This window comes from Anaeromyxobacter oryzisoli (genome assembly GCF_022690765.1).
GTDB lineage: Bacteria > Myxococcota > Myxococcia > Myxococcales > Anaeromyxobacteraceae > Anaeromyxobacter > Anaeromyxobacter oryzisoli.
The window spans coordinates 1-25,401 of record NZ_JALCZA010000029.1; the positions used below are offsets into that span (position 1 = coordinate 1).

At 72.8% G+C, this 25,401-nt stretch carries 19 protein-coding genes; 11 read left to right on the forward strand and 8 right to left on the reverse strand.

Annotated elements, in window-relative coordinates; all coding sequences use genetic code 11:
• Window positions 1-48: 48 nt before the first annotated feature.
• Window positions 49-600 carry an O-acetyl-ADP-ribose deacetylase gene (locus MNZ27_RS11140; protein WP_242394122.1) on the reverse strand — a complete coding sequence of 184 codons (552 nt, stop codon included), beginning with the start codon at window positions 598-600 and terminating at the stop codon, window positions 49-51.
• A 280-nt stretch (window positions 601-880) separates the two neighbouring features.
• Here MNZ27_RS11140 and MNZ27_RS11145 point away from each other — a divergent pair, with 280 nt between their 5' ends.
• The 3 genes from MNZ27_RS11145 (at window position 881) to MNZ27_RS11155 (ending at window position 6,526) form a co-directional block, all read left to right on the forward strand.
• Entirely contained in the window at window positions 881-2,284 is a 1,404-nt protein-coding gene (locus tag MNZ27_RS11145; protein WP_242394123.1) for a sigma-54-dependent transcriptional regulator, read from the forward strand.
• A gap of 290 nt (window positions 2,285-2,574) precedes the next feature.
• Window positions 2,575-3,330 (forward strand): 4Fe-4S dicluster domain-containing protein, encoded by a 756-nt coding sequence (locus tag MNZ27_RS11150; RefSeq protein WP_242394124.1) that lies wholly within the window; start codon window positions 2,575-2,577, stop codon window positions 3,328-3,330.
• Entirely contained in the window at window positions 3,323-6,526 is a 3,204-nt protein-coding gene (locus MNZ27_RS11155; protein ID WP_242394125.1) for a molybdopterin-dependent oxidoreductase, read from the forward strand. Before MNZ27_RS11150 ends, MNZ27_RS11155 begins: the two co-directional genes overlap by 8 nt.
• Window positions 6,527-6,650: 124 nt before the next feature.
• Here the strand turns inward: MNZ27_RS11155 and MNZ27_RS11160 are convergent, their stop codons facing one another.
• The 3 genes from MNZ27_RS11160 to MNZ27_RS11170 form a co-directional block, all read right to left on the reverse strand.
• Window positions 6,651-7,520, reverse strand: coding sequence for a substrate-binding domain-containing protein (locus MNZ27_RS11160; RefSeq protein WP_242394126.1), 870 nt, complete (start codon window positions 7,518-7,520; stop codon window positions 6,651-6,653).
• Window positions 7,521-7,539: 19 nt separating this feature from the next.
• On the reverse strand, window positions 7,540-9,123 hold the full coding sequence (locus MNZ27_RS11165; protein ID WP_242394127.1) for a methyl-accepting chemotaxis protein: 1,584 nt from the start codon (window positions 9,121-9,123) through the stop codon (window positions 7,540-7,542).
• A 481-nt stretch (window positions 9,124-9,604) separates the two neighbouring features.
• Window positions 9,605-9,967 (reverse strand): NifB/NifX family molybdenum-iron cluster-binding protein, encoded by a 363-nt coding sequence (locus tag MNZ27_RS11170; protein ID WP_242394128.1) that lies wholly within the window; start codon window positions 9,965-9,967, stop codon window positions 9,605-9,607.
• Window positions 9,968-10,183: 216 nt separating this feature from the next.
• On the opposite strand from MNZ27_RS11170, the gene MNZ27_RS11175 reads away from it, so the two are divergent.
• Window positions 10,184-11,269 carry a cytochrome-c peroxidase gene (locus MNZ27_RS11175; protein WP_277957845.1) on the forward strand — a complete coding sequence of 362 codons (1,086 nt, stop codon included), beginning with the start codon at window positions 10,184-10,186 and terminating at the stop codon, window positions 11,267-11,269.
• Between the two features lie 30 nt (window positions 11,270-11,299).
• Here MNZ27_RS11175 and MNZ27_RS11180 read toward each other — a convergent pair whose 3' ends face one another.
• Window positions 11,300-12,592: a chromate transporter gene (locus MNZ27_RS11180; protein WP_242394129.1), complete on the reverse strand. Its 1,293-nt coding sequence runs from the start codon at window positions 12,590-12,592 to the stop codon at window positions 11,300-11,302.
• Window positions 12,593-12,793: 201 nt separating this feature from the next.
• The gene (locus MNZ27_RS11185; RefSeq protein ID WP_242394130.1) at window positions 12,794-13,627 is read right to left on the reverse strand and encodes a hypothetical protein; all 834 of its coding nucleotides are present in this window, start codon (window positions 13,625-13,627) and stop codon (window positions 12,794-12,796) included.
• Window positions 13,628-13,972: 345 nt separating this feature from the next.
• Between MNZ27_RS11185 and MNZ27_RS11190 the strand changes: the two genes are divergently transcribed.
• The 7 genes from MNZ27_RS11190 (at window position 13,973) to MNZ27_RS11220 (ending at window position 22,869) form a co-directional block, all read left to right on the forward strand.
• Complete coding sequence (locus MNZ27_RS11190; protein ID WP_242394131.1) at window positions 13,973-15,427, forward strand: FAD-binding oxidoreductase; 1,455 nt, start codon at window positions 13,973-13,975, stop codon at window positions 15,425-15,427.
• A 193-nt stretch (window positions 15,428-15,620) separates the two neighbouring features.
• Window positions 15,621-16,010, forward strand: coding sequence for a cupredoxin domain-containing protein (locus MNZ27_RS11195; RefSeq protein WP_242394132.1), 390 nt, complete (start codon window positions 15,621-15,623; stop codon window positions 16,008-16,010).
• A complete protein-coding gene (locus tag MNZ27_RS11200; protein WP_242394133.1) occupies window positions 16,010-18,409 on the forward strand; it encodes a heavy metal translocating P-type ATPase in 2,400 nt (799 codons plus the stop codon). Before MNZ27_RS11195 ends, MNZ27_RS11200 begins: the two co-directional genes overlap by 1 nt.
• A 1-nt stretch (window position 18,410) precedes the next feature.
• Complete coding sequence (locus MNZ27_RS11205) at window positions 18,411-18,773, forward strand: metal-sensitive transcriptional regulator (protein WP_242394134.1); 363 nt, start codon at window positions 18,411-18,413, stop codon at window positions 18,771-18,773.
• A gap of 344 nt (window positions 18,774-19,117) precedes the next feature.
• Window positions 19,118-20,416 (forward strand): universal stress protein, encoded by a 1,299-nt coding sequence (locus tag MNZ27_RS11210; RefSeq protein ID WP_242394135.1) that lies wholly within the window; start codon window positions 19,118-19,120, stop codon window positions 20,414-20,416.
• A 54-nt stretch (window positions 20,417-20,470) separates the two neighbouring features.
• On the forward strand, window positions 20,471-21,865 hold the full coding sequence (locus MNZ27_RS11215; RefSeq protein ID WP_242394136.1) for a phosphoribosyltransferase family protein: 1,395 nt from the start codon (window positions 20,471-20,473) through the stop codon (window positions 21,863-21,865).
• A 62-nt stretch (window positions 21,866-21,927) separates the two neighbouring features.
• Window positions 21,928-22,869 (forward strand): ribose-phosphate diphosphokinase, encoded by a 942-nt coding sequence (locus tag MNZ27_RS11220; protein ID WP_242394137.1) that lies wholly within the window; start codon window positions 21,928-21,930, stop codon window positions 22,867-22,869.
• An 830-nt stretch (window positions 22,870-23,699) separates the two neighbouring features.
• On the opposite strand, the gene MNZ27_RS11225 is transcribed toward MNZ27_RS11220, so the two are convergent.
• Both MNZ27_RS11225 and MNZ27_RS11230 read right to left on the reverse strand, forming a co-directional pair.
• Entirely contained in the window at window positions 23,700-24,092 is a 393-nt protein-coding gene (locus tag MNZ27_RS11225; protein WP_242394138.1) for a hypothetical protein, read from the reverse strand.
• A 145-nt stretch (window positions 24,093-24,237) separates the two neighbouring features.
• Window positions 24,238-24,681: a hypothetical protein gene (locus MNZ27_RS11230; RefSeq protein ID WP_242394139.1), complete on the reverse strand. Its 444-nt coding sequence runs from the start codon at window positions 24,679-24,681 to the stop codon at window positions 24,238-24,240.
• Window positions 24,682-25,401 lie beyond the last annotated feature (720 nt).

Sequence of the window (25,401 nt, forward strand, 5' to 3'; positions counted from 1 at the left end):
CGCCGTCCTCGCCCTCGTCGCCCGCGCCCTCGGCCGGCGACGCGCGCGCTAGGGATGCGCGTCGGCGCCGGCTTCGACGGCGTCGAGGACCCGCTCGTAGACCTCCCGGTCCGGCGCGGAGAAGCAGCAGAAGATCGCCCGCTTCACGGAGGTCGGCGCCTCGAGGGCGCGCCGCACCTCCCGGACCGCGATAGGGGCGGCCCGCTCGATCGGGAAGCCGTACACGCCGGTCGAGATGGAGGGGAACGCGATGGTCGCGACGCCGTGCTCGGCCGCGAGCCGCATCGCCTCCCGGTAGCAGGAGGCGAGCAGAGAGTCCTCGCCGGCGCCGCCGCCGCGCCAGACCGGACCGACCGCGTGGAGCACCAGGCGGGCCGGCAGGTGGTACCCCCGGGTCGCCTTCACCTCTCCGGTGCGCGCGCCCCCGAGCTTCCGGCACTCGGCGAGGAGCTCCGGCCCCGCCGCGCGGTGGATCGCGCCGTCCACGCCCCCGCCGCCGAGCAGCGATCGATTCGCGGCGTTCACGATGGCGTCCACCGCGAGCCGGGTGATGTCGCCCTGCACGAGCGCGAGCCGTTCGCCGAGCCAGGTCCGCTCCATGGCCGGGTCTCTACCCGCGGCCGCGGGGGAGGGCAAGCCGGCGCCAACGTGCGTCCGACCCGCACACCCGCACGGAATGCTGCCGGGGAGGATGCGCGGACCGTCGCGGAGGCGATCCGGTGCCGTAGGACTTGAAAAAAGTCCACGGTCCGGCATGTTCCGGCGTCCGATCGAGGCGCCGGCCGCTCCGACGGCGCACGGCGGCCGCAATTCGTGCACGCAAACCCGGCCAAAAGCCGGGTACGGCGCTTGCTATGCCTCGGCCGATCTGGTCTTCCCGATGAAACGCGAACGCATCCTGGTCATCGACGGCAATCCCCTCGACGGTGCCGCCCTCCGCGCCGCCCTGTGCGAGCGCGGCTTCGACGCGGTGGAGGCGGGGAGCGCCGACGGCGCCCTCGCGCTGGTGCCGAGCTTCGGTCCAGGGGCCGTGCTGGCGGACGCCACCCTGCCCGACTGCGACGGGCGCACCTTGATGGCGCGCCTCCGGGAGCTCGGCTCGGACGCGGCGGTGGTCGTCTCGGCGTCGCAGCCCGAGCTCGACGCGGCGGTCGCCGCGCTGCGCGCCGGCGCGGACAGCTATCTGCTGCGCCCCATCGACGGCGCCCAGGCGTGCGTGGTCCTCGAGAAGGCGCTGGAGCGGCGCCGGCTGCGGCGCGATCGCGCCGAGCTCCGTGAGCAGGCGCGGGCCCGGGTCGCGCTGATCGGCTCGACCGCGGAGCTGGCGCAGGTCGTCGAGGTGGTGCGGCGGGTGGCGCCGACCAAGGCGACCGTGCTCGTGGTCGGCGAGGCGGGCACCGGCAAGGAGCACGTCGCCCAGGCGCTGCACGAGGCCTCGCCGCGCCGCGAGCGGCCGTTCGTGCGCGTGAACTGCGCCGCGCTCTCCGAGATCCTCCTCGACTCCGAGCTGTTCGGCCACGAGCGCGGCGCGTTCGCAGACGCCGACGCGCGGCGCGAGGGGCGCCTCGAGCAGGCCGACGGCGGGACGCTCTACCTCGACGAGGTGTCCCGGCTGCCCCCCTCGCTCCAGGTCAAGCTCCTCCGCGTGCTGCAGCACGGGGAGATCGAGCGCGTGGGCGGCACCGAGGCGATCAAGGTGGACGTCCGGATCGTCGCCGGCGCGCAGCACGACCTCGCCGAGGAGGTCCGGGCGGGTCGGTTCCGCGACGATCTCTACTACCGGCTGAACGTGGTCGCGATCCCGCTGCCGCCCCTGCGCGAGCGGAAGGCCGACATCCCGGCGCTGGTGAACCACTTCATCGAGGCGTTCGCCCGCGATCAGGGGAAGGAGCTGGCCGGCGTCACCCCCGGCGCGCTCTCCACGCTGTTCGCCTACGACTGGCCGGGCAACGTGCGCGAGCTCGCGAACGTGATCGCGCGGGCCGCCGCCTCGGCGCGTGGCAACGAGATCACGGGCGAGGATCTCTCGCCGGTACTCCACGGCGGCCGCCCGGACGAGAGCGCCGCGTCCGCCCTCATCCCGGGCGCGACGCTGTTCGAGATCGAGCGCGAGGCGATCCTCCGCACGCTCGAGCAGTGCGACGGCTCCACCGCCCGCGCCGCGGAGATCCTCGGCGTCTCGGTCCGCAAGATCCAGTACCGGCTGAAGGAGTACCGGAGCGGCGTCTCCGGCCGCCGCCGCGCCTCGATCGACGAGGCGTTCCGGGTGGCGGGCGAGAAGTAGCCGGGCGCCGCTCCCGCTTCCTTCAGCGCCCGAGCCGTGCGGCGGCGTGCCGCACTCGGGGTCATGCCCGCGAACGCTTCACGCACGGAATGCGTGGACGGTCCGTGAACCGCGCAATGTTTCTCCGGCTCGCGCGAGCGGCCGGGCCGCGTTCGCCGGACGATTCTCCTGTCTTTCCGGGACGGCGAGCGATCACCGCGGGCGCAGGCAACCGCGCAACCGCGCCCGTGGCGTCCATGTTGCAGCCGGGCTGTCCCCGTCGGCGCCGAAGGCGCCAGCGGAGGGGAGCCATGCAACCTGACATCATCGTCACGATGCACGAGGATCTGGAGCGTGCCCTGAAGAAGCCGCCGGAGCAGCGGCGCTGGGTGATGCTCCTCGACGTGCGGAAATGCATCGGTTGCCACGCGTGCACCATCGCGTGCGTCTCCGAGAACAAGCTGCCGCCACACCTCTATTACCGGCCGGTCTCCGACCAGGAGCGCGGGAAGTACCCGCACGTCACGCGGACGTTCCTGCCGCGGCCGTGCATGCAGTGCGACGAGCCGCGCTGCGTCGCCGCGTGCCCGGCGAAGGGGAAGGGCGGCGCGACGTGGAAGGAGACGGAGGGGGTCGGCGCCGGGACGGTGCCGATCGACTACGCGAAGTGCCGCGGCTGCGGGAAGTGCGTGGCCGCGTGCCCTTACGGCGCGCGCACCCTCGACCGCGGCGGGTACCACTCCGACGGCACGCCGGCGCGGCAGCGCTACGAGGCGATGCCGTCCTACGAGTACTCGAAGAAGTGGCCGCGCGAGGGCGAGAAGCCGCCCGTCGGCCGCGCCCGCAAGTGCCACTTCTGCGTCCACCGGCTCGCGAGCGGGCTGCTCCCGCAGTGCATCACGAGCTGCGTCGGGCGCGCCGGCTACTTCGGCGACGAGAACGACCCCGAGAGCCTCGTCGCGAAGGTGAAGAAGGCGAACCGGATCCAGATCCTGGAGCCCGCGGCCGGCACGGCGCCGCGCGTCTACTACGTCGCGAACGAGAAGCTGGAGGTGTTCCATGGCTGACCGGAACGGATCCTCGCGCCGCGAGTTCCTGAAGCGGAGCGCCCTCGCCGGCTGCGGCGCGCTCGCCGCGTCCCAGCTCGACCTGGCCCGCGCGCTCGTCGCGAGGGCGGAGGCGGGCGAGCTCACCCCCGCGGAGCTCTACGAGCTGAACCGGCTCGAGAACACGCTCTACACCGCGTGCCTCGGCTGCAACACCGGCTGCGGGATCAAGGTGAAGGTCCTCGACGGCGTCGCGGTGAAGATCGACGGGAACCCGTACAACCCGTTCACGCTGCACCCGCACCTGCCGATGACCACCGACCTCTCGACCGCGGCGAGGCTCGACGGCGCCATCTGCCCGAAGGGGCAGGCCGCGCACCAGGGCGCGTACGACCCGTACCGCATCCGCAAGGTGCTGAAGCGAGCGGGGAGGCGCGGCGAGAACCGGTGGACGTCGATCCCGTTCGACCAGGCCGTGGACGAGATCGTGAAGGGCGGGAAGCTCTTCGCGCACGTGCCCGGCGAGGAACACCGGACCGTCACGGGCCTCGAGGAGGTCTTCGCGCTCCGCGATCCGAAGGTGTTCGCGGAGATGGGCGAGGACGTCGCGAAGCTCCGCAAGAAGGCGATGACGGTGGAGGAGTTCAAGGCGAAGCACGCCGCGAACCTCCGCTTCCTCATCGACCCCGATCACCCGGACTTCGGCCCCAGGAACAACCAGTTCGTCTACTTCTGGGGGCGCAAGAAGGGCGGCCGCAGCGAGTTCGCGAAGCGGTTCCTGGACGCGTTCGGCACCGTGAACGCCCACGGCCACACGACGGTGTGCCAGGGGTCGCTCTACTTCGCCTGCAAGGCGATGAGCGAGCAGTACGCCGGCGACGGGTTCAAGGACGGGCAGAAGTTCTACTGGCAGGCCGACACGGAGAACGCCGAGTACGTCCTGTTCGTCGGCGCCAACCTGTTCGACGCGAACTACGGACCGCCGAACCGCAGCCCGCGGATGACCCAGCGGCTGGCGGACGGCTCCCTGAAGATCACGGTGGTCGATCCGCGCTTCTCCAAGCTCGCCTCGCGCGCGCCGGGGAGCTGGGTCCCCGTGAAGCCGGGCACCGACGCCGCGTTCGCGATGGGCATGACGCGCTGGATCTTCGAGCACCAGCGCTACGACGCGAGGTACCTCGCCAACGCGAACAAGGCGGCCGCGGCCGCCGACGGCGAGTCCACCTGGTCGAACGGCGCGTGGCTCGTGAAGATCGGCGCGGACGGCGAGCCCGGCGGGTTCCTGCGCGCCTCCGAGCTCGGCCTCCGGCCCGCCGAGGTCCGCACGAGCCAGGACGGCAAGCAGACGCGCTACGAGGACCTCGTGGTCCTGCGCGACGGCAAGCCGGTGGCCTTCGATCCCAACGACGAGAAGGAGGCCGTCGAGGGGGCGCTGTTCGTGGACACCGCGCTCCCGTCCGAGCAGGGGCCGGTGAAGGTGAAGAGCGCGCTCCAGCTCATGCGCGAGGTCGCGTCGGAGCGGACGATCGCGCAGAACGCGGCGCTCTGCGGCGTCGCGCCTGAGGTCATCGAGCAGGTGGCGCGCGAGTTCACCTCGCACGGCAAGAAGGCGGCGGTGGACGTGCACCGCGGGCCGGCGCAGCACACGAACGGCTTCTACGCCATCTCGGCGCTGATGAACCTCAACCTGCTCGTCGGGAACTTCGACTGGGCGGGCGGGATGATCGCCGCGTCCACCTTCAACGTGGACGGGACGAAGACCGCGGCGCAGCCGTTCGACCTGAAGAAGCTCGCGCCGAAGCCCCGGAAGCCGTTCGGGCTCTCCGTCATCCGGCACGACGCGAAGTACGAGGAGTCCACCGTCTTCGCGGGGTACCCGGCTAAGCGGAACTGGTGGCCGCTCTCCTCCGACGTCTACGAGGAGATCCTGCCGTCCATCCAGGACGCCTACCCGTACCCGGTGAAGGTCGTCTACTCGTACATGGCGGCGGCGACCTACTCGCTGCCGGCCGGCCAGACCAACATCCGGGCGCTGCAGGATCTCGAGCGCGTCCCGCTCTACTTCGCGAGCGACATCACCGTCGGCCCGACGTCGCTGTACGCCGACTACGTCTTCCCCGACGTGCACTTCCTCGAGCGGTGGGAGATGCAGGGCTCGCACCCGAACATGCCGGTGAAGGTCCAGCCGGTCCGGACGCCGGTGATCGGCTCGCCCAACGAGGTCGTGAGGGTCTTCGGCGAGGAGCAGCCGATCTCGTACGAGACGCTGTGGCTCGCGCTCGCCGAGCGCCTCGGCCTCGCGGGCTTCGGGAAGGACGGCTTCGCCCCCGGCCGGGACCTCACGCGCCCCGACGACTTCTACGTCCGCCTGACCGCGAACGTCGCCACCGACGGGAAGCAGCCCGTCGCCGACGCGTCGGACGAGGAGGTCCGGGTGTTCCTCCAGTCCCGCCGTCACCTGCCGCGGAGCGTCTTCGACGCCGCGCGGTGGGAGCGGAGCGCCGGGCCGGCCTGGCGCAAGGTCGTGACCGTCCTCACGCGAGGCGGGCGGTTCGACACGGCGGAGAAGGCGTACGAGGGCGATCACGTCGCCAACCGGTACGGGAAGCTGATCAACCTGTACCAGGAGAAGACCGCCCGGGCGAAGGACGCGTTCACCGGGAAGCACTACCTCGGCATGGCCCGGTACGTGCCGGTCACCGACACGCTCGGCCGCGACACGAGGGCGCTCGAGGCCGGCCACGACCTCCAGCTCATCACGCACAAGGACGTCCGGATGACCAAGTCGCGGACGATCACGCACCCGTACCTCACGGCGCACCTGCCGGAGAACGCGATCCTCGTGAACGCGCGCGACGCGAAGCGGCTCGGGCTGCGGAGCGGTCAGCGGGTGAAGGTGGTGTCCGCCACGAACCGCCGCGGCGTCTGGGACCTGGGGAACGGGCACGAGAAGCCGATGATCGGCAAGGTGGCGGTCGTCGAGGGCATCCGCCCGGGCGTCGTCACCTTCACGCTCGGCCACGGCGTGTGGGGCTCGGGCGCGACCGCGATGGTGATCGACGGCGCGACGCTGGAGGCCGCCCCCTCCCGGCAGGGCGGCGTGCACGCGAACGCGGCGATGTGGATCGACCCGCACCTGAAGAACACCTGCTTCATCGACAAGGTCGGGGGCAGCGTCTCGTTCTACGACACGCGCGTGAAGCTCGTCCCGGTGTGACGCCGCCCGCCGCGGGACGCGCGGCGACGGGAACGCGAAGAGCGGGAACGCGAAGGGCGGGCACGTCGTCGGCGTGTCCGCCCTCCGCTCGTCTCGCGCCCGGTAGGGGCGGTGCCAGGGGGCGCTACTTCGCGGCGGGGGCCGGGTTCCTCGCCATCCAGCGCTCCATCTCGCGCACCGAGTCGTAGTCCCTGTCCTTCGGGACGATGAACCGATCCACCATGATCCCCTCCAGGATCGCGTGGCCCTTCGGGTCGGCGTGCATCGCGAGCAGCACCTCCCGCAGCTTCGCCTTGAGCGCGGGGGACGCGGCCTTGTTCACGACGACCGGCGGGATGCCGTACGGGGGCGACTTCGCCACGATCTTCGTCTGCCGCGTGAAGGTCGGCGACTTGGCCGCGAGGTAGTCGTAGATGAGGCTGTCCACGGAGGCCCCGTCCACCACGTGCTTCGCGACCTCCTCGATCGACTTGTCGTGGGAGAACGTGAACTTCACGGTCGAGAAGAACCTCTCGGGCGTCGAGGAGAACTCCTTCGCGACCAGGTACGTCGGCACGATCTTCCCGGTGTTCGACTTGGGGTCGGTGAACGCGAAGCTCTTCCCGCGGAGGTCGGCCAGCGACCGCGCCTTGCTGTCGAGCGGGACGATGACGTACGCGTGGTAGAAGGGCTTCCCGTGCGACTGCGGCGCCACGAGCAGCTCGGCCCCGAACTTGTCGTGGTCGCGGACGTACGGGCCGGCGCAGATGAAGGCGACGTCGAGGTCGCGGCGCGCGAGGGCGGCGTCCATCTCGTCGTAGGTCCGGTACTGGACCATCTCGACCTTCCGGCCGAGCTTCTGCCCGACGTAGCCGAGGAGCCCGTTGTAGTAGATGAGCGTCTCCTTCGGCGAGATCATCGCCGCGAGGCCGATCTTGAGCGGCGGCTCCGCGGCGCGCGCGGAGAGCGATCCTGCGACGAGGGCGAGGAGCAGCGTCGATCTCAGGAGCTTCATGACACCTCCAGGGGTGGGCTCAGCGGGAGACGGCGAAGATCGTTCGGGGACGAGCGGCGGGGGGCGGCCCGTCCGTCGCGTCCAGGCGCGGGGCCGGCGCGGCGGCGTCGAAGCGGAAGTAGCGGACGATCTCCTGCAGGCGCGACGCCTGCTCGGAGACGTGGGCCGCGGTGGCGGCGAGCTCCTCCGCCGCCGGCGCGTTCTGCTGCGTCACGCGATCGACCTGGGACATGGCCTCGCTCATCCGCGCGACGCCGTGCGCCTGCTCCCGGGACGCGGCGGCGACCTCGCGGACGAGCTCCGTGGTGTCCCGGATCGAGGGCACGAGCGCGGCGAGGAGCGCCCCGGAGCGCTCCGAGATCCCGACGCTCGTCGCGGAGAGCTGCGCGATCTCCTTCGCGGCGGCCTGGCTCCGCTCCGCGAGCTTGCGCACCTCGGCCGCGACGACGGCGAACCCCCTGCCCTGGGCGCCGGCCCGCGCCGCCTCGATCGCCGCGTTCAGGGCGAGCAGGTTCGTCTGGTAGGCGATCTCCTCGACGATCGAGATCCGCTCCGCGATGCCGCGCATCGTCGCGACCGTCCGCGCGACGGCCTCGCCGCCGGCCTCGGCGTCACGGGCGCTCGCGTTCGCCATCTCCTCCATGCGCCGGCTCGTCTCGGCGTTGCGCGTGATCGCCGACTGCATCTGGACGAGGAGCTCCGTCGTGGCCTGCACGCTCTCGGCCTGCTCCGTGGTGCCGGAGGAGAGGGAGCGCGACGCGCTGGCGACCTGGCTCGACGCGTGGCCCAGCGTGTCGGCGGACTCGCGGACGTCCCCGAGGACGCGCGCGAGATCCGCGGACATCCTGCGCATGGCCTCGAGCAGCCGCCCCGCCTCGTCGCGCCCGCCGCCGGAGATGGCGAGCGAGAAGTCGCCGCGGGCGATCTGCTCGGCCGCCGTCACCGCCTCCAGGATGGGGTTCGCGACGCTCCGGGTCACCAGCGTCGCGACCACCGCCGCGAGCACCGCCGCGAGGACGATGAGGCCCACCACGAGCGAGCGGCTCGCGTAGTAGCGCTCGTGCCCCTGGGTCCGGGCGAGCTCGATCTCGTCCCCCTGGTGGCTCGCGTACGCGCTGAACGCGTCGATGAGCGTCGAGAGGAGCGGGACGACCTCGTCGGTGAGCTTGCGCTGCGCGTCGGAGAGCCGGTCCTGATCGAGCATGTCCTTGGCGGCCTGGGCCGCGGTGCCGTAGGTCCGCCACGACGCGCGCGCCTTCTCGAACAGCGCCTGCTCCGCCGGCTCGCTCGCGGAGAGCTTCGAGATCTGCGCGAGCGCGCTGTCGATGGCGCCCCGGTTCTGGTCCACCGCGGCGAAGTCCTTCTGGGCCGCCTCGCGGTCCATCTGGAGGAACGCGTGGTTCAGCCGAAGGCTCGTGTCGTTGGCCGCGAGGAGCGCGCGCTGCGTGAGCCGGGCCTTCGCCCAGTTCACGTCCGCGACGTGCGTGAGGCTCTCGTCGAGCGATTGCATCCGGACGACGGCGAGCCAGCCCACGCCCACGAGGAAGACGATCAGGAGCCCGAACGCGACCGCGAGCCGCTTCCCCATCGCGAGATGGTTCATCCCGTCCCCTCCCGGCGGCGCCGCCGCCTCGCGAGGCGACCCTCGCTCAAGCCGCGAACGTACCGCCGACGAGGGTGAGGGTAATGCCCCACGAGTCGTCTACACCATGGGTCGGCGCAAGACCGTGCGTCAAATTACCCTGGGTCGCTGAAACGCACCGTCCGGGTCGGCGAGAGTGGAACTTCCGCACAGCGGCGGAGAGCGGCCTCCGCTCGGCGGTGTTCGGGTGAGAGCGGGCCCGGACCTCGGGAATCGCTGCGCTCGAGCGGGTGCGGGGCCGCGTGCGGCGGGAACGAGCACTTCCCTCGGTGAAGCGAAACTTCTCTCGGTCGGGTGAACGCGGTCGGGTGAACGCGGGTGAACGCGACCTGGCGCTGAAGGTCGTGGAGGAGCGCTCGGTCGGAGCGGCTCCTCGAAGCAGCCCCGTTTGGGGGAGAACACGGCGTCGGGATCGACTGGCTCGATCCGGCGGTGATCGCCGTCAGTCCTCGGAGCCGGCGAGGGCGGGAGCCTGCAGCCGCTCGAGCCGGCCCGCGATCAGGGCGGCGAGGGCGTCGGCCACCGAGCCGCGGGCGCCGCCGTAGACGGAGACGTGCCGCCGCTCCATCCGCTCCACCGTGCGCGGGTCGGCGCGCTGCACGAGCACCACGTCCACCGGCGTGTCCTCGAGCGCCTCGCACGGATCGCAGCCGCGCTCCCTCCGCCGCTCGGCGGAGTTGGGGATCGACCGGAACGCCAGGGTCTCCGCGTCCACGAGCAGGAGGTACGGCGCGTTCGCCAGGTCCGGGTGGACCGGGCTGAACAGCCCGCGACCTTCGGCCGTTGGGATGCAGACGATCTTCATCGCTTCTCTCCGGACGCGCCGCCGCGCATCGCACCCATGAGAGACGCGCGCGGCCGTTCGGGTTCGCGAGGTGCGGCAAAATATTCCGAAGACCAATCAATGCGACGTTCTGTCGCATGGGCCCCGGGTGCTCCCCACGTGCGCGTCCCGGATGTACGTGCGGCGCGCTGGCCCTTCCGCGTGGCTCCGCCGCGCAGCAGGAGAAGGCAGCTCAGGATGGCCACCTCCAAGGAGACGAGCCCCATGCAACGCGTCGCGATGATCCTCGCGGTCGGCGTCGGCCTGATCGCGCAGCCGGCGGGCGCGGCCGACCTCGCCGCCCAGGCCCGCAAGACGTTCAAGCCGATCCCGGCGAAGGCGCCGGCCTCGAAGAAGAACCCGAGCACGCCGGCGAAGGTCGCGCTCGGCGAGAAGCTCTACTTCGATCCGCGGCTCTCGGCGTCCCAGCTCATCAGCTGCAACACCTGCCACAACCTGGCGCTCGGCGGCGCCGACCTCCAGCAGACCTCCATCGGGCACGGGTGGCAGAAGGGGCCGCGCAACGCGCCGACCGTGCTGAACGCCGTCTTCAACGTCGCCCAGTTCTGGGACGGGCGCGCCGAGGATCTCGCCGCCCAGGCGAAGGGGCCGCTGCAGGCTTCGGTGGAGATGAACAGCAAGCCCGAGCAGGTGGTGGAGACGCTGAAGAGCATCCCGGGCTACGCGCCGGCCTTCCGGGCCGCGTTCCCGGGCGAGGCGGACCCGATCACCTTCGACAACGTGGCGAAGGCGATCGAGTCTTTCGAGGCGACCCTGCTCACGCCGGACGCGCCCTTCGATCGATTCCTGAAGGGCGACCCGAAGGCGCTCTCCGCGACGGAGGGGAGGGGGCTCGCGGCCTTCATGGAGAAGGGCTGCGCCGCCTGCCACGACGGCGTGAACGTGGGCGGGGCCGGCTACTTCCCGTTCGGCGTCGTCGAGCAGCCGTCCGTCGGGGTCCGCCCGGTCGAGGACCCGGGGCGCTTCAAGGTCACGAACACCGAGGCCGATCGGTACGTGTTCCGCTCGCCGTCGCTGCGCAACGTCGCGATCACCCAGCCGTACTTCCACTCGGGCGCGGTGTTCGTCCTCGAGGACGCGGTGAAGATCATGGGGTCGGCGCAGCTCGGCGCGACGCTCTCCGACGGCGAGATCGGGGAGATCACCGCGTTCCTCCGCTCGCTCACCGGGAGGCAGCCACGGGTGGCGTACCCGCTCCTGCCGCCGAGCGGCGAGAAGACGCCGCGGCCCGCGGTGGCCGTGACGCCCGCGTCGGGCGGATGAGCGCGCCGCCCGGCCGACGTCCGCCACGCCCTACAGGCCGGCCAGGGACAGCGCCCAGCGGACGGAGCCCGCGACGACGAGCACGAGCACCGGGCTCAGGGGGAAGCGCGTCAGCGTGAGCGCCGTGGCCGCGGCGATCCCGACGTCCGCCGGGCCGCCGAGCGTGCGCCCGAGCGTCAGGGCGGCGGCCGCCATGAGGCCGACGACCGCGGGGGTGAGGCCGCGCAGGGCGGCGCGCACCGGGCGCCGCGAGCGCGCGCGCAGCAGCCAGCCGCCGAGCACCACCACGAGCGCGAACGGCGCCGCGAAGATGGAGACGGTCGCGACGGCCGCGCCGGGGAGGCCGCGCGCGACGTAGCCGACGAAGGTCGCCATCAGGAGCACCGGCCCTGGCGTGAGCTTGCCGACGGCCACCGCGCTCGCGAGCTGGCGATCGGTGATCCAGCCGCCGTCCACCACCGTCGCGTGGAGCTGCGGCACGATCGCGAAGCCGCCGCCGTAGGCGCCGAGGCCGGTGCGAAAGAACAGGAGGCCGAGGGCGACGAGCCCGCTCGCCCCGGCGCTCGCCGCGAACGCGAGCGGGGCCACCGCGAGCAGCTCCCCGCGATCGTGCGCCGGCCGTGACGTCCCCGGGCGCTCCGACGCCGGCGCCGGGAGCGGCTGTCCCTCGTCCGGGAGGGCCACGGGTGGGCCGGGCCTCCGGGGCTTCCGTCGGATCCGCTCCAGGCGCGCGCGCTTCGCCGCGAGGTCGATGAAGAGCCCGGCCCCGATCCCCATCGCGGCGATCTCGCCGGAGGCGGCTCCCCCCGCGATGCTGAGGAGCAGGGCGCCGCCGGCGACGCCCATCTGCCAGAGGCGCCCGATGGAGGAGCGCACCATCTGGATCGCGAGCGCCGCGACGATCCCGACGACGCCCGCGTTGAGCCCGGACAGGACGATCGCCGCCCGCGGCGCGACCCCGAACCTCACGTAGGCCCAGGCGAGCGCGAGCGTGAGGAGCGCGCCGGGGAGGATGAACCCGGCGTAGCCCGCCAGCGCGGCGCGCGAGCCGCCGAGGCGCAGGCCGAGGTGCGCGAGCGCGTTCGCGGCCGCGCCGCCCGGGAGCATCTGGGCGACGGTCGCGGTGTTCGTGAACTCGCGCTCCGTCACCCAGCGCCGCCGCTCGACGGCGACGTGCCGGATCATCCCGAGGACGCTCACGCCTCCCCCGAAGCCGACGAGGCCGAGCCAGGACGAGATGCGGAGGAGCTCGCCGGCCGACGGCTTCGCGCGCGTGGCGGCCCGCTCCTTTCGGTGTGGCGGTTCGGTCGTGCTCGTCTTCAAGGGCGATACCTCGCGGCCGGCGGCCTCGCGGGCGAGCCGGATGCTACACGCTGCCGGCCGCCGTCGAGGACGGTCGCCGCCATCCGGAGCCCCGGGCGAGCGGACCGCTCGCGCGCGGCGAGCTCACGGCGCGCCCTCGTACAGCCATCGTCCGAGCCGCGGAGCCGGAGAAGGGTTCTCGGCTCCGCGCCTGTTCGCACCCTACCTGCGTCCGCCGCCGCCGCCTCGCCCGCCACCCATGCCGCCGCCCATGCCGCCCCGTGCGCCTCCGCCGCCGCGCGGTGCGCTGGGAACGGGGCGTCCGCCCGACCCGCCGCCACGGAAGCCGGGGGCGCCGTGGAAGCCTGGGCCACGCCCGCCGCGGAAGCCGTCGAAGCCGCGGCCGTCGAAGCCGCGCCCATGGAAGCCGCGGCCGTGGAAGCCGGGATGCGGCCGGACCCCGCGGAACGGCGCCGACCGCCACCACCACGGGGACCCCCACCACCACCCGCCGCCGGCGAACCAGCCGAAGTTCACCGCGCCGTAGAAGCCGAAGTACGGCCAGGGACCCCAGCCGTAGATCCAGGGCGCGGCCACCCACACCCAGCCGTACGCGGGATAGTACACGTACTCGTAGGGCGGCCCGCTGTCGTATGGCGCCGCGACGTACTCCTCCGAGTACGGGATCCAGATCCAGCCGTACTGCTGCGTGTAGACCCACTGGCCGTCAGGCGTCCCCGACCGCACCGGCGCGCGCTGCGCCTGCTGTGGCGGGGCCTGCTGCGGCGGCGTCGCCTGCGGCTGGGCCTGCTCCGGCTGGGCCTGCTCCGGCTGGGCCTGCTCCGGCTGGGCCTGCTCCGGCTGGGCCTGCTCGGTGACGGCCGGAGGCTCCGCAGGCGGTAGGGCCTGCGACCGGTCCTGCGGCGTCACCCCGTCGCCGCCCCCGCCCGGCAGGGCGACCTCCTCCCGGCTCCTCTCCGGATCGGCGGAGCGGGCCGTGGCCGGAACCATCGACAGAACCTCGATCAGCGCGAGCGCCTCGAGTCGAGCTCTCATGGCGTCTCCCCCTACACCATGCTTCATGAGCATCCTGCGTGCCATCACCGGGCCACCTCTGGCAGTGGACTCTGCGCCGCGCATTGGCGAGGCACTCGTGGTGGCACGGCACGGAGTGCGTGCCTGGCCCGCACGCCACGGGCGGGACGATTCCTCCTCGCGTTCGCCCAGCTTTGCCGCCGCCGTGGTGGGCGGCCGGCCGGGCTGCCGTCCGATCGAGGGCGAAGCGAAGGGACCGGACCGGAATCCGAATCCTGCTGTCCGATCGCCCGGCCGTGCGCCGCGCCGGGCGTCACGTGCCGGCGCTCCGCCGCTCCCCATCCTCTTCGGGAGGGAGGGCGAGACATGAACCCACGAGAGAACGGGTCGGGGGCGCAGACGACGACGCCGAGCGGAAGCCAGGCCGGGACCGAGGCGATGCCTCGGGAGACGGCCGCGGCGCTGCGCGGCCAGCTCCGGGGGAAGCTGTGCCTCCCCGACGAGCAGGGCTACGACGAGGCGCGCACCCTCTGGAACGCGATGATCGATCGGCGGCCCGCGGCGGTCGTCCGCGCGGCCGGGGCGGCCGACGTCCGGCGCGCGGTCGGCCTCGCGAGCGAGCTCGCGCTCGCGCTCGCGGTGCGGGGCGGCGGCCACAACATCGCCGGGAACGCGTGCTGCGACGGCGGGCTGATGATCGACCTCTCGCCCATGAAGTCGGTGCGGGTCGATCCGTTCGCCCGCGTCGCGCGCGTCGAGCCCGGCGTGACCCTCGGCGAGCTGGACGCCGAGACGCAGGCCTTCGGCCTCGCGACCCCGGTCGGGATCAACTCGACCACCGGCGTCGCCGGGCTCACGCTCGGCGGCGGGTTCGGGTGGATCTCCCGGAAGTACGGGCTCACGGTGGACAACCTGCTCTCGGTGGACCTGGTCACCGCGGACGGCGCGCTGCTCCACGCCAGCGCGGACGAGAACCCGGAGCTCTTCTGGGCGGTGCGCGGCGGCGGCGGCAACTTCGGCGTCGCCACCTCGTTCGAGTACCGGCTCCACCCCGTCGGCCCCGAGGTCCTCGCCGGGCTCGTCGTCCACCCGCTCTCGAGGGCGAGGGAGGTGCTCGACGGGTATCGCCGGCTCGCGGCCGGCGCCCCCGACGAGCTCACCTGCTGGGTGGTGATGCGGAAGGCGCCGCCGCTCCCGTTCATCCCGCCCGAAGCCCACGGGACCGACATCCTCGCCCTCGCGATGTGCTGGATCGGCGCGCCCGAGGCGGGCGAGGCCGCCGTCGCGCCGCTGCGGGCCCTGGGGACGCCGCTCGCCGAGCACGTCGGCCGGATGCCCTTCGTCGCCTGGCAGCGGGTGTTCGATCCGCTGCTCGCCCCCGGCGCACGCAACTACTGGAAGTCGCACGATCTGCTCGCGCTCCCGGACGGCGCGATCGACGTGCTGCTCGACCACGCGGGGCGGCTGCCGTCGCCGGAGTGCGAGGTCTTCATCGCGCACCTCGGCGGCGCGGTGAACCGCGTGGCGGTGGAGGCCACCGCCTATCCGCACCGGAACGTGCAGTTCGTCGTCAACGTCCACACCCGCTGGACGGACCCCGCCGACGACGTGCGCTGCATCGCCTGGGCGCGCGCGCTGTTCGACGCGGTCGCGCCGCACGCGACCGGCGGCGTGTACGTGAACTTCATGCCGCTGGACGAGGCGCACCGGGTCGAGGGGGGCGCGTACGGTCCCAACTACGGGCGGCTGGCGCGGATCAAGGCGAGGTACGACCCCGGCAACCTGTTCCACCTGAACCAGAACATCCAGCCGGCGTCTTGATGGCTGGTGAGCGGAGCTGCCGCCGGGCACGCTTCGGCGGCGGGCGGGCTCGCGTCGTCGGCGGGCCTCCCTCGGCGGACGCGATCACACCGTGACGTGATCCATCAGCGGCGCGCTTGACATACCCCCTCCCCCTATTTAGATCCGTGTGGCGCAAGATAGGGGGCGGGGGTATCGCATGGAGGTGCTGCAGATGGAGCCGAGCAAGGTCGTGGTCGCGGTGGCGGGGCTCGCCGCGATCGTCTGGGTCAACTGGTACTTCTTCCTGGCCGAGGGCCGGAAGGCCGCGGTCGCGGCCAAGGTCGGGGCCACCGGCCTGCAGCAGGTCGTGATCCGGGTCGAGGGCGGGTACGCGCCCTCCCGGGTGCGGCTCCGCGCCGGGCAGCCCGCGCGCCTCGTCTTCGATCGCCGCGAGGACTCGAGCTGCTCCGAGGAGGTCGTGTTCCCGGCCTTCGGGATACGGCGGTTCCTCCCTGCGCACCAGCGGACCGGGATCGACCTGCCGGCGACGGCGGCGGGCGCGTACGAGTTCACGTGCGGCATGGGCATGCTCCGGGGCAGCCTGGTCGTGGAGGACGCGTGATGGCCTCCTCGACCGAAGCGGCGCGCGCGGACGGGCCCGGCGCGGCCGGGCTGGCGGTGGCCCCCGGGCCGGCGCGGATCACGATCCAGGTCTCCGGGATGACGTGCGCGGCGTGCCAGGCCCGCGTCCAGAAGGCGCTCGCCGGGGCGCCCGGCGTCCTCGACGCCACCGTGAACCTCATGACCGCCGAGGCGACGGTCTCCTACGACCCGGCGGCCTCCGGCGCCGAGGCGCTCGTCGAGCGGGTGCGCGAGACCGGCTACGGCGCCGCGCTCTCCCGCGCCGGCGCCGACGCGGTGGTCGAGCAGGACGCGGCGCGGGCGCAGGAATTCCGCGAGCTCCGCGCGAAGGCGCTCGTCGCCCTCGCGGCGGGTGCCGCGGCGATGGTCGCCTCGATGCCGCTCATGGCCGCCCACGCGCACCTCGGGCTCGGCGCCCCCGCGGATCCCTTCATGCGGTGGAGCATGCGGGTCCTCGATCCGCCGCTCGCGCGCGCCCTCCCGTGGCTCTACGCGGTCCCGCCTCGCGCGCTCGCCTTCGGGCTGCTCGCCCTCACCACCGCGGTGATGGCGTGGGCGGGGCGCCACTTCTACGTCCGGGCGTGGGCGGCCTTCCGCCACCACGCCGCCGACATGAACACGCTCATCGCGGTCGGGACCGGCGCCGCGTACGTGCTCTCGCTCCTCGCGACGGTCGCGCCGGGCTTCTTCGTGGCGCGCGGCGTCCCGCCCGACGTGTACTACGAGGCGGTCGTCCTCATCATCGCGCTCATCCTGGTCGGCAACACGCTCGAGGCGCGCGCGAAGCGGCAGACCTCCACGGCCCTCCGGGCGCTGCTCCGGCTCCAGCCGCGGACCGCGCGGGTGGTCCGGGGCGGCGAGGAGCGGGACGTCCCGGTGGAGGAGGTGCACGCCGGGGACGTCGTCGTGGTCCGCCCCGGCGAGCGCCTCCCGGTGGACGGCGAGGTCCTCACCGGCGCGAGCGCGGTGGACGAGTCGATGCTCACCGGCGAGCCGCTCCCCGTCGAGAAGCACCCGGGTGACCGCGTCATCGGCGCGACCGTGAACGGGGCGGGGGCGTTCCGCTACCGCGCGACCGGCGTCGGGGCGGAGACCGTCCTCGCGCACATCGTGAAGCTCATGCGCGAGGCCCAGGGCTCGCGCGCCCCCATCCAGAAGCTCGCGGACCGGATCAGCGGGATCTTCGTGCCGGTGGTCCTCTCGATCTCCATCGCCACGTTCGTGGTCTGGTTCCTCGCGGCGGACGCCGCGCCCGCGGTCCGGGCCTTCGCGGCGGCGGTGGCGGTGCTGGTGATCGCCTGCCCGTGCGCGATGGGGCTCGCCGTCCCGACCGCGGTGATGGTCGCGACCGGCAAGGGGGCGGAGCTCGGGGTGCTCGTCAAGGGCGGCGAGGCGCTCGAGCGCGCGCACGCGGTGGACACGGTGGTCCTCGACAAGACGGGGACGATCACCGAGGGGAAGCCGGCCGTCACGGAGGTGGTCCTCGCGGCGGGGGCGCCCGTCCCGGAGGACGTCCTCGTCGCGCTCGTCGCGGCGGTGGAGCGCGCGAGCGAGCACCCGCTCGCCGCGGCGATCGTGGCGCGGGCCACGGCGAGCGGGCTGCCGGCGCCCGAGGTGCAGCGCTTCGAGGCCCTCGCCGGCCGCGGCGCGCGCGGCGTGGTGGACGGACGCGCGGTGGTGGTGGGGAACCCGGCGCTGCTCGCGGCGGAGGGGATCTCCACGGCCGCCCTCGAGGCGAGCGCGGCGGAGCGGGCGGAGCGCGGCTGGACCACCGTGTTCGCGGCGGTGGACGGCGCGCTGGCGGGCTTCCTCGCGGTGGCCGACCGGCTCCGGCCCACCTCGCCCGAGGCGATCCGGCGCCTCCGGCGGATGGGGCTCGAGGTGGTGATGCTCACCGGCGACACGCGCCGCACCGCGGAGGCGATCGCCCGCGAGGCCGGCGTGACCCGGGTGGTGGCCGGGGTGCTGCCGGAGGGGAAGGTCGCCGAGGTCGAGCGCCTCCAGCGCGAGGGACGGGTGGTCGCGATGGTGGGCGACGGGATCAACGACGCCCCGGCGCTGGCGCGGGCGGACGTCGGCGTCGCGATGGGGAGCGGGACCGACGTGGCGGTGGAGGCGTCCGACGTGACGCTGATGCGCTCGGACCTGCGCGCGGTGGCGGACGCCATCGCGCTGTCGCGCCGGACCATGCGGACGATGCGCCAGAACCTGTTCTGGGCGTTCGCGTACAACGTGGTCGGGATCCCCGTCGCGGCCGGCGCGCTCTACCCGGCGCTGGGGCTCCAGCTCTCGCCGGTGCTGGCGAGCGCGGCGATGGCCTTCAGCAGCGTGAGCGTCGTCACGAACAGCCTCCGCCTGCGGCGGTTCCGGGGGGCGTGAGATGGCAAAGGGGAAGGCGAGCGGAGCGGCGGCGGCGACCTGCGCGTGCGGCGCCGCGGAGCGCGTGGGGCCCGGGGGGCGGGCGGTCGCGGTGGACGCGGCGGCGACCGAGGCGAATCTGAAGCGGCTGCGCCGGATCGAGGGGCAGGTCCGCGGCCTCCAGAAGATGGTCGAGGAGGGGCGCTACTGCGCCGACGTGCTCACGCAGATCGCGTCGGTGCACGAGGCGCTGCGCGCCGTCGGGCGCGAGCTGATGCGCAATCACCTGAAGCACTGCGCGACGACCGCGATCCGGGCCGGCGGCGAGGAGGCGGACCGGATGTACGACGAGCTGCTCGAGCTCATGTACCGTCAGGTCCGCTGACGGGCACGGCCGCGAGGCGACCGCGGCCCCGGAAACCGTCCCTGGGGGCCGCGTCCGTGTCACCGCGCCGTGGAGCGCTACGGGCAGCCGAACGGCTTCGTGGTCGCGCCGGCGTGGCCTGGGTGCCCGGATCGGCGCGCCCCTGGCTCTTTCGCCGCGCCGTGGAAGAGGCGGCCGCAGCGACGCTCGTGCGCCCGCGCGGATCCTCGCGCGAGGCCCTGCCTCCGGAGCACCCCGGATTGCGGCGCGGGGCGGACGCACCGAGGGCCATCATGTCCGTGGCACCGGCTTGGCGCCGCCGGCGCGCGGGCGCCACGCGCCGGGGCTGTGGCGGGGGTGACCGCATGACCGTCGTCTGCGGCACGGATCTGTCGGAGCGCTCGCGGCCCGGGATCGCCGCCGCCGCGGCGATCGCCGCCGCGATGCGGTCTCCGCTGTGGATCGCCCACGTCGTCGGCGAGTCGTTCGCGCTCCTCGACCCTCAGGCGCGGGAGCAGCTCGAGGCCGCCGTCCAGGAGCGGCTCGACAGCGAGACCGCGCCGGCGGCGGGCGGCGTGGCCGTGCGCCACGCCATGCTCGAGGGGAGCCCGCACGACGCGCTCTTCGCGCTCGCGCGCGCCCAGCACGCGGAGCTGATCGTCGTCTCGTCGCGCGGTCACGGCGCCGCGTCGCGGTACCGCACCGGCGGGACGTCCACGCGGATCGCGGCGGACGCGCCGGTGCCGGTGCTGGTCGTCCGGGACGCCGAGCCGTTCCAGGCGTGGGCGCGCGGCGAGCGGGCGCTGCGCGTGGTCGTCGGCGTGGACCTCGGGGCGAGCGCGGCGGCGGCGGTCCGATGGGTCAGGACGCTCGCCGCCGCCGGTCCCTGCGACGTCGTCTTCACGCACGTCTACTTCGAGAACGAGGCGCTCGAGCGCTACGGCCTCTCGGGCGCCCCCGAGTCGCACGACCTCGCCGAGGCGGAGCGCCTGCTCGTGCGGGACGTCACCGCGCTCGTGGGCGCCTTCCCCGGGTACGGCTCGCACGCGGTGCGCGTCCTCGCGGGCACCGGCGCCGTCGCGGACCCGCTCCTCGGCGTGGCGCGCCAGGAGCGCGCGGATCTGGTCGTGGTCGGCACGCACCACCGGCGGGGACCGGCCCGGCTCTGGTCGGTGTCGAGCGCGGTCCTGCACCTCGCCCCCATGGCCGTGGCGGTCGTCCCGCGGCCCGCGGCGGGGCCCGCGCGCGAGCGCCCCGAGCGGCCGCGCCACGTCCTGGTCGCGACCGACCTCTCGCCGGACTCCAACGCGGCCGTCGCGTTCGCCCTCGCGCTCGTCCCGCGCGGCGGCGCCCTCCACGTGCTGCACGTGCTGCCCCCGCGGGAGCAGTCCGAGGAGCGCGAGCGCGCCGACGCGGCCGTCGCCGAGAAGCTGCGGAGCCTGATCCCGGCGGACGCCGGGGCGCGCGGCGTCTCCGTGCAGGTGGAGGTCGCGCACGGGCAGACGGTGAGCACGATCCGGGATCTCGCGGAGCGGCTCGGAGCGGAGCTGGTCTGCGTGACCGCCCGCCACGAGGGGCTCGCGCGGCTCGCGGGCTCGAGGGTGGTCGAGCTCCTGCGGGAGAGCCGGAAGCCGGTGCTCGTGCTGCGCCCGCCGCCCGCGTGACGGACGACTGGCGCGACGCGAGCAGCGGGCGGAGGTTCGAGAGGGGGAGGCACCATGTTCCGCGATCGCGAGGACGGGGGGCGGAGGCTGGCGGCGAGGCTCGAGCGGTTCCGGGCCGAGCGGCCGATCGTGCTGGGGCTCACCCGCGGCGGGGTGCCGGTCGCGCTGGAGGTGTCGCACGCGCTCGGCGCGCCCCTGGAGGCCATCGTGGTCCGCAAGCTGGGCGCGCCGGGGTGCCCGGAGTACGCCATCGGCGCCCTCGCCGAGGGCGGCGCGGTGTACGTGCGCCGCGAGGCGCTGCAGGAGGTCGGGCTCGACGAGGCGGAGGTCGCCGCGCTGGCGGAGCGCGAGGCGATCGAGGTCGCGCGCCGGGTGCGGATCTACCGCGGCGACCGTCCGCTGCCCGAGCTGGCCGGGCGCACCGTGATCGTGGTGGACGACGGCGTGGCCACGGGCGCCACCGCGCACGCCGCGGCGCGGGCGGTGCGCGAGCGCGGGGCGGCGCGGGTCGTCCTCGCCGCGCCGGTGATCGCGGCGGAGTCCGTCCCGGAGCTCGAGCAGGACTTCGACGAGGTGGTGGCGGTGGACCTGCCGGAGCCGTTCATCGCGGTGGGGCTCTGGTACGAGCGCTTCGGGCAGGTGTCGGACGAGGAGGTGCTCGGGTGCCTCGACCACGAGCGGTCGCCCTCCGCGCAGGCCGACGAGAGCCTCTGGAACGGCGAGTGGAACCAGCCGGCGTCGGCGGATCCGTCCGCCGCGCCGGGCGAGGAGACCGTCGCGATCCCGTTCGACCACTCCCACGCCGGCCCGGGGGCGCTCGAGGCGGACCTGGTCCTCCCCGAGGGGGCGAGGGGGCTCGTGATGTTCGTCCACGGGAGCGGGTCCACCCGGCGGAGCCCGCGGAACCGCTTCGTCGCGGGAGTGCTGCAGGCGGCCGGGTTCGGGACGCTACTGTTCGATCTCCTCACGCCCGGCGAGGCGGAGGAGGACGAGATCACCGGGCAGCTCCGCTTCGACATCGAGCTCCTCACGGCCCGGGTCGTCGCGGCGACGCGCTGGATCACCGCGCTCCCCCTCATCCGCGGGCTGCCGCTCGGCTACTTCGGCTCGAGCACCGGCGCGGCGGCGGCGCTGGGCGCGGCGGCGATCCTGCCGGATCACGTCGCGGCGGTCGTGTCGCGCGGCGGCCGGCCGGACCTCGTGCCCGGCCCGACGCTCGCCCTCGTGCGCGCGCCCGTCCTCCTCGTCGTCGGGGGCCGCGACGAGACCGTGCTGGAGCTCAACCGGTCCGTCCTCCCGTACCTCGGGCGGGCGCAGCTCTCCGTGGTGCCGGGCGCGACGCACCTGTTCGAGGAGCCGGGGACGCTCGGGGCCGTGGCCCGACTGGCCGCGGACTGGTTCGGGCGGAGCTGCGGCCCGCACGTCGCCGGGCCGAGCCCGGCCGCGTGACGGGGCCGGGGCGGCGCGTCGCCCGGCGCGGCCCCGGCTCGCGTCGCCGCGGGGGAGGACGGATGGTGAAGCCCGTCATCGTCTCCGGATCGGCCCACCCGGCGCTCGCCGAGGCGCTGGGGCGGGAGCTCGAGTGCGCGCCCGCGGCGTGCGTGCACCGGAGGTTCCCGGACGGCGAGCCGGAGGTGGAGGTCCAGGCGAGCGTCCGGGGGCAGGCCGTCTTCGTCGTCCAGCCGCTCGGCCCCGGCGCCGGGGAGCACCTGCTCGAGCTCCTGCTGCTCGCGGACGCGTGCCGTCGCGCGGGCGCGGCCTCGGTCGCGGCGGTGGTGCCGTACGTCGCGCTAGCGCGGCAGGACCGGGTGACGAGGGAGGGGCAGCCGCTCGGGGCCGCCGTGCTGGCCCGGGCGCTCGGGACGGGCCAGCTCTGCCAGGTCATCTCCGTGGATCTCCACAGCGCCGCGATCGCGTCCTGCGTGGAGGCGCCCGTCGTCCACCTCACGGCCGTGCCGCTCGTCGCGGCGGCGCTCCGGCCCATGGTGCGCGAGGACGCCGTGGTCGTCGCGCCGGATCTGGGGGCGGTGAAGCTGGCGGAGTCGTACGCGCGGCTCCTCGCGCTGCCGCTCGCGGTCGTCTCCAAGGTCCGGGTCTCGCCCAGCCAGGTGAGCGTGCGCAGCGTGGTGGGCGACGTCGCCGGCAGGCGGCCGATCGTGGTGGACGACATGATCTCCACCGGCGCGACCGTCCAGGCCGCGGTCGAGGCGCTGGTCGAGCATGGGGCCCGGCAGGAGGTGCTGGTCGCGGCGACGCACGGGATCTTCGCCGGCGACGCGCTCGAGCGGCTCTGCGGAGCAGGGCTGGTCCGGGTCCTCGCCACCGACAGCCTCCCGCCCCCGCCCCGCTCGCCCCCCGGCCTCGAGGTGATCCGGCTGGCGCCGCTCCTCGGCGAGGCCATCCGGCGGATCGTCGGGATGCGCGGGCTGCACGATCTGCTCGCGGGGCGGTAGCAGGAGGCGGTGAAGGCTTCAGGCCGCGCGGGTGAGGCGGTCGAGCTCGCGACGTCCCCGAGCCCCCGACCCCGACCGGAGCACGCGCGGACGCGTAACGAGCCCCCGAAGGCGGACACGGTTGTGCTCGTGCACGCAGACGAAGACAGGGGGGTGAGGGAGGCGCATCGGCTCATCCGCGTTGGGCCAGGAGCACGGCTCACTCGACAACCACGCGCCGATGGAGTGTGCTCACATCTAACCGGCCTCACGCGGGCAGCCGCCTAGAGTCGGGGGCAGGTCAAATCGGCACCGAACTCGGGCAGCAGCCACCAAAAATGCGGCACAAATTGCTCTATGCGCTTCTGCTGCTTCTGTTGTTCCTGCTCTCTTGTGGGACTGTCTGTCTAATGTATGGGTTGGGTAATGGACTCGGACAACAAAGAGGAGAATGTGAGTCCGAGACGGTTTCAAGGGCTATTTCGCAAGATGGCGCTTGGAGCGCGTACGTGTATGAAAGCATCTGTAGTGATGGTTGGTTCACCACGGTCGTAGCTGATACCGTTCACCTCGTGCGTGCCGGGGGGCAGCGGCTCGAAGGTGATGTGTTTACCGTGGATACAGGAGGGGACCCCGTGTGCAGACCGAAATTGGAATGGCTGTCGCCCCGTCTGCTGCAGGTCGAGGTTCCGAATCGGTCCTCGGTTGGGTTGAATAGAGGGAGATTTGGTGAGGTAGTCGTTCGTGTCAAATTCAATCCCGATGATCCTGCCGAGAGAGAGCGTTGGTTGAAGGAGATTGAAGTAGGCCCTTCGGCTGATCGGTGACCTCGCTGTGCAGCCACCGATCGGTCATCGGTTCACCAGCTTCGCTGCGGCGATCGCCGCGACCGCGGCCGCGAACAGCACAACGACGACGATCCGGACCCAGGCGGTCGGCCCGCGGGAATGCTCGAACGCCTTCCGGGCCATCTCGATTTGAGGAACGGCACGGGGCGGGTTTGGGCCGATCCAATATCGAGAGCTGTCTCCGAAAGGCTCCTCGATCGCGAAGCGGACCCCTTCGATGTCCGCCTCGCAGAACGAATCCTCGCGCAGCCACGAGAGCGACTTCGGCCGACGTACCGGGCGGCATCCAGGAACCTCGAACAGCAGCCGACACGCTCGTCTCCTGCCGAGGCCCGCGTTGTCGACCTCGAAAGCCAGAAGGCGACCCTCTTGGTCGAAGATCTCGAAGATCCGCATAGGACTGAGTTCCAGTTCACGACTGGCCTACCCGAACCTCACCTGGATTATCCACCCGAGGCCTGTCAACCTCGGCAGGAGGGAACACCGTTCGGGAGAGGTGTGCTGATCATCGGCGCTGCCCTCTCTGGTGGACGGGCTAAATTTAGCCCCGCGGATGGGAGCCTTGCGCGTTCTCGGTATCGAAGTAGACCGCAACGCGCTCATTCTTGAACAGGTACAGGCCGATCACGACCACGAACAGTGCGCCCAGGATGAGGTGACTCAGAATAGCGGCCAAACTGAGCCCAGTGACACTTTCCATGAGCGCAACCGATACGCTTGCTACGCACCATCCCAGCACGCACATCCGCCGCGCATGTCGAGACCGGACCAGCATCAACACGGCAGATGCAACGAGGAGCGCACTCGCGATGGACGTTCCAGCCCCCGCTCCGCTGAGCCACCACCGTGAAGAGGACACCGGCGTCCCATCGGCAGCAATCACGCCGCCGACCAGGGCGGCTCTCGCGGCAATCAACAGGAATCCGGCCGAGAATAGCGTCAGCCACCTGAGAGGTCGCGGCATCGCTTCGAAGTTCGTGATCATGATGCACCGCCTAGAAATGGGAAATCATGTGCCTGATCGTGAGTTGGCCGGTCAAACTCGGGTTGAGGGCTGGGGCAACGCGCACAAGTCGCGCCACGACGTTGTGCTCGTGCACGCGAGGATCTCGTCCTGTGTCGCCAGGTCATCTTCTGCGTCGCGGGCGAGGAACAGGGCTCCTCTGGGCTTTTCGGCTCACGCTGCGGAGTTCCCGCTATATCGTTCTGCCCACTCTCGTCTATATCGACCGTACGAGATGAAGATCTGCCGAGCGTCCTTCCCGCTCATCAGGAAGAGAACTGGGACTGCATCCCATAGGACCTTCCACGGCCAAGTCAGCTGATGCCAGTAGACCCACGCGACAACGATGCACGTCACCGACGCCATCAGCATGAACAGACCGAGGGCCCTCGTTGCGACGAACGCAGGTTTCGAAAGCGGTTGGTCGGGCGTTCTCATCAGCGTCAACCCACTGCTGCCTGTACCGACCATGCGAAACTACTGTTGTCGAGTGAAGTAGGCGTTCACGGCACGGCTGGAGAAGAGGTAAGAGGCAGCGAGAGTCGTGGCGAGCCCTGTCGAGACGAGCCCGGAAACGATAGGTGTAGCACCAACTCCGGCAGCTACAAGGGCGATGGGGATGGAGGCCGTCAATTTCACCAGGCCGCAAATGAACGCTGTTCGCCCGACGGCGGAGCGCTTCAATATCAACACGCTTGCGAC

What these genes read in the sequence shown, in the direction of transcription:
- MNZ27_RS11140 (WP_242394122.1), bottom strand. Translation starts at nt 600, where the DNA reads ATGGAGCGGACCTGGCTCGGCGAACGGCTCGCGCTCGTGCAGGGCGAC.
- MNZ27_RS11145 (WP_242394123.1), top strand. Translation starts at nt 881, where the DNA reads ATGAAACGCGAACGCATCCTGGTCATCGACGGCAATCCCCTCGACGGT.
- MNZ27_RS11150 (WP_242394124.1), top strand. Translation starts at nt 2,575, where the DNA reads ATGCAACCTGACATCATCGTCACGATGCACGAGGATCTGGAGCGTGCC.
- MNZ27_RS11155 (WP_242394125.1), top strand. Translation starts at nt 3,323, where the DNA reads ATGGCTGACCGGAACGGATCCTCGCGCCGCGAGTTCCTGAAGCGGAGC.
- MNZ27_RS11160 (WP_242394126.1), bottom strand. Translation starts at nt 7,520, where the DNA reads ATGAAGCTCCTGAGATCGACGCTGCTCCTCGCCCTCGTCGCAGGATCG.
- MNZ27_RS11165 (WP_242394127.1), bottom strand. Translation starts at nt 9,123, where the DNA reads ATGAACCATCTCGCGATGGGGAAGCGGCTCGCGGTCGCGTTCGGGCTC.
- MNZ27_RS11170 (WP_242394128.1), bottom strand. Translation starts at nt 9,967, where the DNA reads ATGAAGATCGTCTGCATCCCAACGGCCGAAGGTCGCGGGCTGTTCAGC.
- MNZ27_RS11175 (WP_277957845.1), top strand. Translation starts at nt 10,184, where the DNA reads ATGGCCACCTCCAAGGAGACGAGCCCCATGCAACGCGTCGCGATGATC.
- MNZ27_RS11185 (WP_242394130.1), bottom strand. Translation starts at nt 13,627, where the DNA reads ATGAGAGCTCGACTCGAGGCGCTCGCGCTGATCGAGGTTCTGTCGATG.
- MNZ27_RS11190 (WP_242394131.1), top strand. Translation starts at nt 13,973, where the DNA reads ATGAACCCACGAGAGAACGGGTCGGGGGCGCAGACGACGACGCCGAGC.
- MNZ27_RS11195 (WP_242394132.1), top strand. Translation starts at nt 15,621, where the DNA reads ATGGAGCCGAGCAAGGTCGTGGTCGCGGTGGCGGGGCTCGCCGCGATC.
- MNZ27_RS11200 (WP_242394133.1), top strand. Translation starts at nt 16,010, where the DNA reads ATGGCCTCCTCGACCGAAGCGGCGCGCGCGGACGGGCCCGGCGCGGCC.
- MNZ27_RS11205 (WP_242394134.1), top strand. Translation starts at nt 18,411, where the DNA reads ATGGCAAAGGGGAAGGCGAGCGGAGCGGCGGCGGCGACCTGCGCGTGC.
- MNZ27_RS11210 (WP_242394135.1), top strand. Translation starts at nt 19,118, where the DNA reads ATGACCGTCGTCTGCGGCACGGATCTGTCGGAGCGCTCGCGGCCCGGG.
- MNZ27_RS11215 (WP_242394136.1), top strand. Translation starts at nt 20,471, where the DNA reads ATGTTCCGCGATCGCGAGGACGGGGGGCGGAGGCTGGCGGCGAGGCTC.
- MNZ27_RS11220 (WP_242394137.1), top strand. Translation starts at nt 21,928, where the DNA reads ATGGTGAAGCCCGTCATCGTCTCCGGATCGGCCCACCCGGCGCTCGCC.
- MNZ27_RS11225 (WP_242394138.1), bottom strand. Translation starts at nt 24,092, where the DNA reads ATGCGGATCTTCGAGATCTTCGACCAAGAGGGTCGCCTTCTGGCTTTC.
- MNZ27_RS11230 (WP_242394139.1), bottom strand. Translation starts at nt 24,681, where the DNA reads ATGATCACGAACTTCGAAGCGATGCCGCGACCTCTCAGGTGGCTGACG.